This window comes from Methanobrevibacter filiformis, from assembly GCF_001639265.1.
GTDB lineage: Archaea > Methanobacteriota > Methanobacteria > Methanobacteriales > Methanobacteriaceae > Methanacia > Methanacia filiformis.
On sequence record NZ_LWMT01000007.1, the window covers coordinates 1 to 9,144 of the forward strand.

Sequence of the window (9,144 nt, forward strand, 5' to 3'; positions counted from 1 at the left end):
AAGCACGAAATTTTTGGCAATGATTATATTTTTTTTATTTAGTTAATATGTCTTTATTTCCAATATAGAGAATAAAATAAGCTATTGGAATTTATTAATATTGCCAAAAAATTGGTTTTCTACTATACTAATTTTGAACAGAATCATTAAAAGCAAAAAATGTAGTAAATTTAATAGACTAAGAATAAAATAGCTATACATTATAAGTAAAAAACTAAGAATATATTAAAAAATAATAGGTATTTAATAAATAATACTAAAAAATTAGAAGTTAATCAAACTTTAAAGTTCTTATACATAGATTTCAAGTGTAAGAAACATAGTCTACTTTTTATTTAATAAGCAAAATCTGCGAAGTTTTAATAGTTGTTTTTTCTTGGATTTTAAATCATTTACATTGGTTAATATGTCTTTTAGTTTAGTTTTAATACAATCAACTGTTTCTTTCTCATGAATCCATGAACAATCTTCACAGCTCCAGACATTTTTATCTTTAATCCATTTACCACCTGTAGAACCGTCTCCACATGGATAAAATGGACAGAAACAGAAATCACATTGATGATCACTTGAATTATGGCAAGGATAAAATTCACAAGTGGTATTTGAACCACTACTGCCTGAACCATTAAGGAATTTTAAGTAAAAGTCCTTTGCCATTGGATGAATATCCTTACTTACAACATAACCTCGAGGAGTTATTAAATAGCTATCTTGTATATATGTTAAAGAATTTCCAACAATTAAAGTTGTAGACATGTTAATATCTTTTTCATTTAATTCATTTACTGTTGTTATAGTGACTTTTGATGGAGAATAAGTACTATCAACTATACCTATTGGTGTTTCTGGTTTTTTAAGTTCATTTAATAATTTTTTAAATAATCTAAAAGGCTCTTTCCTTGTTTTACTAATAGGATTGTAAATAGCTATTATAAATTCTCCAAGAATTGCATGTTTAATTTTGTTTTCAATTTCTTCAAGTGGTGTTAATATATCACTTAAACTAATAGCTACAAAGTCATGTAATGGAGCACCAAGAAGTGATGCTGCATAATTTGTTGCTGTAACACCAGGATAAACTTTAACTTCTAATCCATCATATTTACTAAGTATTTGAAATAAAACATTAGCCATTCCAAATACTCCAGGATCTCCAGAACTTATAAGGGCCACTTTATGCCCTTCTAAGCTTTTACTTATTGCTAGTTCAACTCTAGCTATTTCATCTCCCATTCCTTTTTTTATAATTTCTTTATCATCGATTAAATCTTCAATAGAATCAATATACTTCTTATATCCAACTATAACATCAGATTCACTTATTGCCTTTAAAGCACCTTCAGTTATATTATCTCTATTTGGACCAATCCCTATTATGTTTATCATTAAAACCCCTAAAACACTTTTTAATAGCTATTAACTAATATAAACTAATTTATTAATAAATAATTCCAGAATATAATATGAGTTTAACCTATATGAGTTTAACCTATTTGAATTTAACCTATTTGAATTTTACTAGCATTCTTATTAGTGCTATATAACTTTAAAACCGATGTTATTTTAATAGTACTAGTATCTATTTCAACTCCATGCCCATCAGCTTTTGCTTTTGCTTTTGCAACAACTTGATAATCTGGTGTCTGACTAAGTACAATTTGACCTGAACTTACATTAACTGAAGAGTATCCTAAAGCTTCAATATTAACCTCAATATTGCTACCTTCTAAATTCTGATATGTAGAAACATTCATTTGATCTACACTAACTCCATCAACGTTAGCTTGTTCTTTTAATGCATCAGCTACATCCATTTTGTTTGTCACCTGTATAATTGTGGGATCCTTTATTAATAAGTTATTAACTTGATTAGAGTTTACAAGACTCATTATAGAATCTATCTGAGAATCTATCAGTCCTTTAACATCTGGAGCTTCAGATGTTACTATAGTATATGAACCAAGAAGTCCTGCTTCAAAAAATCCCACAAAAAGGATTATTATCAATAAACTCTTTAATATATTTACTATAACACTTTGTTTTTTGGCCATAATATGCACCCTTAAATAATTAATGATGATAAGTAATAAATAATCTGTAAATTGAATATAAAATTGAATACTAGAATATAAAATTGAATACTAATTCAAAGTAATTAAATATTAAAATAGCTATTTAGTAATAAATATAGCATTTTAAATAATATAATTATTCTAGATAAGTTATTAATTAATAAATATTAAATAAATTATTAATTAAATATATTATTAGTTATTATTAGTAAATTTATTGTTAAACAATATAATAAAACTAACTATTTTAATTATTTTAATTAATAAAGAAAATTTAAATAAATAGTTTATTTAGTTGACAAAGATCTATTATTTTTAATAAAATAGCTATTAATATTATTTAAATAATAATAATTATTAAAAATTATATGAGAATACTTAGTTAATGAATAAGAATACTTAGTTAATGAATAATTAATATAATATCATGCATAATATTAGTTGAAAATAAATAAAATATATATAAATATATATAATTAAAATATAAAACTAAATTAAACTATTATTAAGTAGGTTAACATGACAATTAAAGTCCTATTAAAGTTTGCAGAAAATGGAATTAATTTGACTCCTGAGGTTTATAATAACATTATAAATTCAGAAGACCCTATAAGCTTAGCATCATCAGTTATATTGAAAATTAAAAGTAAATTTTCAGGAAAAATGTTCATATTAACTGAGGATATCTTCAAATCAATTCTAAGAATGGAAGATATTGAAAACACAAAAAATAGTCAGCCTTTAGACTTAACTAATTCAGTTGATAAGAATGATAATTATAGTAAAACAAATAATAATGAAGATGATGAAAATAGGAAGAACCAGATAAATAATGAAGATAGTAAAGATAGTAATACATCAACTAGTGCAATTAGTACAGGTATAATCGAAAATACAAGCACAATTAGTAAAGAAGATAATAAAATTATTCCTCGAATTAATGAAACACCCAAATCTAGAAAAAAACCTAAATCTAGAGTAGCTAAAGGATTAGATATCTTCAAAACAAAAGAAATCAATGAAAATAAAGCACTAGAAGAAAAACCTGCTATAAACGAGGATGTTAGCACATCTAATGAAACAACTGAAAAAAAGGAAGATAATGATGATAATGATATTAACAAAGCATATAAGTTCCCTACAATTAAAGTAGAAGATACTCAGGAAAATAGAAGTAAAATTAGAAATAATATCAAAAATAGTAAAAGAAACAGTGACATTTCAAATGTAAATTTCGATTATAAAGTAATTCAAGATACAAGTAAACAATCCTATACTAATGGAGAAATAGGGAATTTGATTAGCTATTTTAAAAATAGATATGAAAAATTAAGAGATATCTTATCAAAGCGACCAGAACTTAGAACATACCAGAATATTGTTGATATTGGTCAAGGAAACACTACAGACTTTACAATTATTGGAATGATTCGAGATATTAAAATAACTAAAAATAATCATAAAATAATTGAAATAGAAGATGAAACAAGTAATTTAACTGTTTTAATTCATAATGAAAACAATGATTTAATGAAAAGTACTGAAAAACTGGTTAAGGATGAAGTTATAGGTATTATTGGAGATAAAAAAGGAGAATTAGGTATTGCTTCAAGAATAATCCAACCAAGTGTCCATAGAATAGCTGAAAAACCAATGGACTTCTCAATAGCTTTTTTATCAGATGTGCATATAGGAAGTATGACTTTCTTAGAAGATGCTTTCTTAAAATTTATAGATTGGATAAATGGAGACTTTGGAACTGATGAACAGCGAAAAATAGCTAAAGATGTTAAATACTTAATAATTGCTGGAGATATTGTAGATGGAATAGGTGTTTATCCAAATCAAGATAAAGAATTAAATATTAAAGATATTACAGAGCAATATGATAAAGCAGCTGAATATTTAAGTGAAATTAGATCAGATGTTAAAATAATCATTGGTCCTGGAAACCACGACGCATCAAGAGTAGCTGAACCACAACCAGCAGTACCTCCTAAATATGCAAATTCATTATACGAGCTTAACAATGTTGAATTTATAAGTAACCCAGGTATTGTAAGTTTAGAAGGAATAAACGTTCTTATTTATCATGGAAGAGGATTTGATGATATGGTTATGGGTGTGAAAGGTATGACTCACCAAAGAAATGACTTAGTACTTGAAGAACTACTTAAAAAACGTCATTTAGCCCCAATATATGGAGAAAGAACCCCTTTAGCTTCAGAACTTGAAGATCACCTTGTTATAGATGAAATACCTGATATAATCCATACAGGTCATGTTCACATTAACACATATAAAAAATACAATGGAATACATATGATAAACTCAGGAACATTCCAGACACAGACAGAGTTCCAAAAAATATACAACATCGTTCCAACCTGTGCAGAAGTTCCAGTATTATATAAAGGGACTTACAAACAGCTAAAATTTGTTTAAAATATAACAAAAAATGAATATTAATCGAGATTTTACAAAATTTTCTATTTTGTGAATCAGTGCTAAAGATTGTTCAAAGGTGAAAAAATGAATAATATTATTAAATCAGTTATTGAAACATCAAAATATGTTTTTGAAAGGAAGTTAGTTTCTGGTAAAGCTGGAAATGTTAGTGCAAGATTTAAAAATGAGGATATGGATGTAATAGCTATTACTCCTACACTTAAATCATTAAATAGATTAAACGAAAGTGATATTGTACTTGTAGATATTAATGGAAAGAATTTAACTAAAGGAAAACCATCATCTGAAGTGTTCATGCATTTGGCTATTTATAAAAGTAGAAATGATGTTGATGGAATTGTTCATACACATTCACCATATGCTACTGGATTTTCTTTTTCTAATGAGAAAATAAAGAGACTTGAAGGATTTGGAGCTATTAAAACTGAATATCTTCCAGAGTTAAAATATGAAAAGCCTGGAAGTAGTGACCTCGCACATGGTGCAGCTGAAAAGTTAGGTCAAGAAGATGTTTTAGTACTTAAAAACCATGGAATAATAGCTATTGGAGAAACAGTTCATGAAGCAGGTGATTTAGCAGAATTCGTTGAAGAAATAGCTAAAACACAGTATATTACTAAAATTTTAAACAAATAATACATATAGAAGATCATAATAGCTCAAAAATAAATTAAACAAGCATATTAATAAAAATAGTAAATCAAGTATTATTAAAAAATAGATTTAAAATGTAAAAATAAGTTACTTTAAGTTATTTTAGGTTATTTTAGAATAAATTTAAATTAAATAATAATATTTAAACTAAATAATAATAGTTATTAAATGAATTAAAGAGATTCTAATTTACTTAATATTTCCCAAATGAGAGTTCGTGCATGTGTTGGTATATTAGGATCATTACTTATGTCATCTAATTTTAAAATAACTGCACTTGATCTTACAGTTTCATCCTCATCTTTATTATTTAAAGTTTGATGTGATTCTTCCGCTGCTCTTCTTATATTACGTGGAACTGTATTATTTTCCATGATATGCTTTAATATTTCAGAAACCTCTCTAAAAGTATCGTTAGTCATATAACCTTCCTCCTAAGATAATAATAATATATTTATAAAAGTTAATAATAAAATAAAATTAAATAGATTAAACTAATATCCTAAATTAATTTAATATAGTTATTAAGTTTGTCTATTTAAATAGTTTTGGTTAAACATGTTTTAGTAAAATTTTTTCTTAAATAATAAACTTGAAATAACTCTTATTAATTATCTCCAATAGCTATAGCTATTGTAACTCCATCAAAGGCTGTTTTTTTATAAATAAGTTTTGAATTTTTTCCTGCTGTGATCAATGCACATTGCTCAGAGACTCCATCTATTCCAAAGTTCTTTTGAACAAATTCGGATTTTGAACAATCTGGACAATTGAGCTTTTTTATTGAATTAATATCCACAATATTAATTGGTTTTTTAAAAGTATTTACAGCTTCAATAATGCCCCATTCATCTTTTTTAATTTCAGCAGTGGCCACTATATTAATTCTATCCATTGGCATCCCTAATTCATTCATAACTTTTTTAATAGCTATTAAAACAGTGTTTTTACTTATATTCTTTCTAGATCCAATACCCATTACCATTACTTTTTCTTTCATTACAAGATAATTCTTATTATTTAAAATAGCTATTAAATAATTATTATTAATATCAAAATCATTAATAATATTGGTGTTATTAGGATTAATAGAATATAACTCATCTATTTCAAGTGTAAACTTTTTAAATTTATTATTAAAGACCTCTGTTTCAAGTGTAAAATTATTATTAAAATTTTCAAGATAATCACAAATATATGAAACATTAAAATTAGCTATTAAATTTATAGTTTCATCGTTTAAAATAGCTTTATTGAATCTTAATATTTTTTTAGTATCATTTAAAGTAAAATAAAAATGATTAGCTAACGTATCAATACCAATTTTATTGTTTACATCTGTTGAAGTTGTTATAACTGGTTTTGCATCAATTAAATTAGCTATTTTAATAGTTAACTCATTTGCACCTTTAAGATGACCTGAAAGCAAACTAATAACATGTTTTCCTTTATCATCAATGGATAAAACTGCAGGATCCTTGACTTTATTAATTATATATGGTGCAATTGATCTAACAATTATTCCAGTGGCCATAATAGCTATTATAGCATCATAGCTATCCCATATATTTTTTATAGTATCTTTTACGTTTTTATAATAAATATCTGTTTTAATTACTGTAGAATCAGTGTTTAAAATTGATTTTAAATCTTCTGATAATTTTTTACCATCTTCGGATACAGATAAAATAGCTATTTTCATTTAAATCACAATATAATAATGTAGGTAATAAAAGGTAATAATTATAATAAATATAATAATATTAATTTTAATGTTATTAATAATAACATTTTCTACTTAAGTAATATATTATTTAAAGTAAATTGATAATAATAGTAAAATAATAATTATTTAATAGATAATAATAATATTTTAGTAACTTATAATAATAAATTAATAATAATTATTATAATAACTTAATAACTAATTAGCTAATAAATAGTAATAATAAATAATAATTAGTAATAGGGTTAAAACTAATAAAATAGCTATTAAAATAATTATTGAAATTAATATAGATAATTTAGATATTTTAACCGCTTTATCAATATGATCAATAGCTAACTTTTCATTTTCATTTCCAATGATATAATTATTTTTCTTTTCAAGTTGAATATTTAATGCTCCTGCTACAGGTGCAATTGTAAAGCCTGAATTTGGGCTTTGACAATTTTTTGAGTCTCTTTTTAATATTTTTTTTGAATTTTTATAATTCATTTTTAATATAATCGCAGCTATTACTGTGTTTACACTTGCAAACCTTGAGGGAATATAATTTAGGATATCATCCAGTTTAGCAGGAAAATAGCCAATTTTAGAGAATTTTTCATTTTTATAACCTACCATTGCATCAAGTGTATTTATACATCTATATGTAATAGCTATTAAAATTGAAAAAATGGTCACTTGATATAATACATGAAGTTCAATGTCATTAAAAATATAAGTTTGGTGTTTCAAGTGTAAAATATTATAGGCGAAATCATTAATTATAGTGTTTAAAATATTAGAGTTTACTCCACTTAAATTAATGTGAAAAATATTTTGAATAATATTTTCAAGTGAAAAAATATTTAAAATTGGATCTATGTGAACATGTGAAGTAATAGCTAAAATAGTTAATAAAATAGCTATTAATCCTCCAAATAAATAATAAATTATTGGAGAAACTACAGAATCAGTTATATTTTCAGATAATGTTTCAATAGTAGCTGAAATAATCAATTTTTCAGATAAAACGCTTGTATCCCTACTTACAAGATAAGACATGGATTTTCTTGCTTTATTAATATCTTCTAAAAGATCTAATTTAATATCCATTGCAGAAGATAATAATAATTTAAATGAAAAAGTTGTTGATAGAATTAATGAAGATACTAAAATAAATAGGAATAGATTAATTGTGGCTATTTCTAAAATTAAAGTAAATAATAAAATAGCTATTAAAACTACTGATGTAGTAAGTAGAACACCTGAAAAATAGCTATTTAATCTTATATATTTTTTAGTAAAATAACTTATAGAATTACCTATAAAAACAACTGGATGAATTTTTATTGGTAACTCAGCTATTAAATAATCTATTAATAAAGAAATAGCTATTATAGCTATTAAAAAAAATACTAGTTTTAAAGTAAAAAATATCATTAAAATAAGTATAGGATTAGTTTGTATATAAATAGATATAATGATGATAAATATATCTTATAAAACAATTGTTATAAAACAAAGTTTAATATCTATGTAAATGAAAATTAATATAAAATTATATAAAATTAGATTTACTAAGTGTAAATTAGATTTAAAGTAAAATAAACTAAATAATGAATACTTTGTAATACAAAGAATACTTTATATTACATTAAATACTTAAATCTATTAGATATAACATCTTAGATTATATACTATAAATTAATAATAGCAAAAAGTAAAATGATGATTATTATGATACATGGAAAGCAAATTCGAGATTGGCTTACTAATGAGGATTTATTTAGAGAAGAAATTCATGATAACAATTCTATATTTCATTATATAGTGGAATATCCTGAAGGAAATTCTATTGATATTATTCAACCAAAAGATAAAGATGACTTAATTATAATTGGATGTGCTACTAATATTTCACCAGAACATACAAATTTCCTACAATCATCTTCAATAGAAATAAATAGAAAATTAATATGGGATTTCAAGTTCACAATAAATCAAATGTTACTTGACTTCCAAATTGATCATCCAAATAATGTTATAAAAACATTCATAATAAGTGATGAATTATATGAAGAAGAAGTAAATAGACATAAGCTTGTTTTTAAAGGAGATCTTCCATAATTCATTGATTAGTTAATTGATATTTATTGGTTTATATTGTGATGATGAAGTAATATTAAGTTAAAATAAGGATTATTATTTAGTTTATTGGGTTTTAAGTGGGTTATGTTT

Annotated in this window: 8 protein-coding genes; 3 read left to right on the plus strand and 5 right to left on the minus strand. The window is 24.1% G+C overall.

Annotated features, from left to right (window positions below; all coding sequences use genetic code 11):
• Positions 1-324 precede the first annotated feature (324 nt).
• Positions 325-1,389, minus strand: a complete 1,065-nt coding sequence (cobJ, locus tag MBFIL_RS00225) for a precorrin-3B C(17)-methyltransferase (RefSeq protein WP_066970234.1) — start codon at positions 1,387-1,389, stop codon at positions 325-327.
• A 113-nt stretch (positions 1,390-1,502) separates the two neighbouring features.
• Complete coding sequence (locus tag MBFIL_RS00230) at positions 1,503-1,991, minus strand: hypothetical protein (RefSeq protein WP_211261680.1); 489 nt, start codon at positions 1,989-1,991, stop codon at positions 1,503-1,505.
• 603 nt (positions 1,992-2,594) lie between these two features.
• Here MBFIL_RS00230 and MBFIL_RS00235 point away from each other — a divergent pair.
• Positions 2,595-4,520, plus strand: coding sequence for a DNA-directed DNA polymerase II small subunit (locus MBFIL_RS00235; RefSeq protein WP_084266236.1), 1,926 nt, complete (start codon positions 2,595-2,597; stop codon positions 4,518-4,520).
• Positions 4,521-4,607: 87 nt separating this feature from the next.
• Positions 4,608-5,180: a class II aldolase/adducin family protein gene (locus tag MBFIL_RS00240; RefSeq protein WP_066970240.1), complete on the plus strand. Its 573-nt coding sequence runs from the start codon at positions 4,608-4,610 to the stop codon at positions 5,178-5,180.
• 191 nt (positions 5,181-5,371) lie between these two features.
• Here MBFIL_RS00240 and MBFIL_RS00245 read toward each other — a convergent pair whose 3' ends face one another.
• The 3 genes from MBFIL_RS00245 to MBFIL_RS00255 all read right to left on the minus strand — a co-directional run bounded on the left by MBFIL_RS00245 (position 5,372) and on the right by MBFIL_RS00255 (position 8,346).
• Positions 5,372-5,620 carry a UPF0147 family protein gene (locus MBFIL_RS00245; RefSeq protein WP_066970244.1) on the minus strand — a complete coding sequence of 83 codons (249 nt, stop codon included), beginning with the start codon at positions 5,618-5,620 and terminating at the stop codon, positions 5,372-5,374.
• A 185-nt stretch (positions 5,621-5,805) separates the two neighbouring features.
• Positions 5,806-6,900: a cobalt-precorrin 5A hydrolase gene (locus tag MBFIL_RS00250; protein WP_066970247.1), complete on the minus strand. Its 1,095-nt coding sequence runs from the start codon at positions 6,898-6,900 to the stop codon at positions 5,806-5,808.
• Between the two features lie 222 nt (positions 6,901-7,122).
• Entirely contained in the window at positions 7,123-8,346 is a 1,224-nt protein-coding gene (locus MBFIL_RS00255; RefSeq protein ID WP_084266237.1) for a CobD/CbiB family cobalamin biosynthesis protein, read from the minus strand.
• Positions 8,347-8,643: 297 nt separating this feature from the next.
• On the opposite strand from MBFIL_RS00255, the gene MBFIL_RS00265 reads away from it, so the two are divergent.
• Positions 8,644-9,033 (plus strand): DUF2299 domain-containing protein, encoded by a 390-nt coding sequence (locus MBFIL_RS00265; protein ID WP_066970257.1) that lies wholly within the window; start codon positions 8,644-8,646, stop codon positions 9,031-9,033.
• The last annotated feature ends 111 nt before the right edge of the window (positions 9,034-9,144 follow it).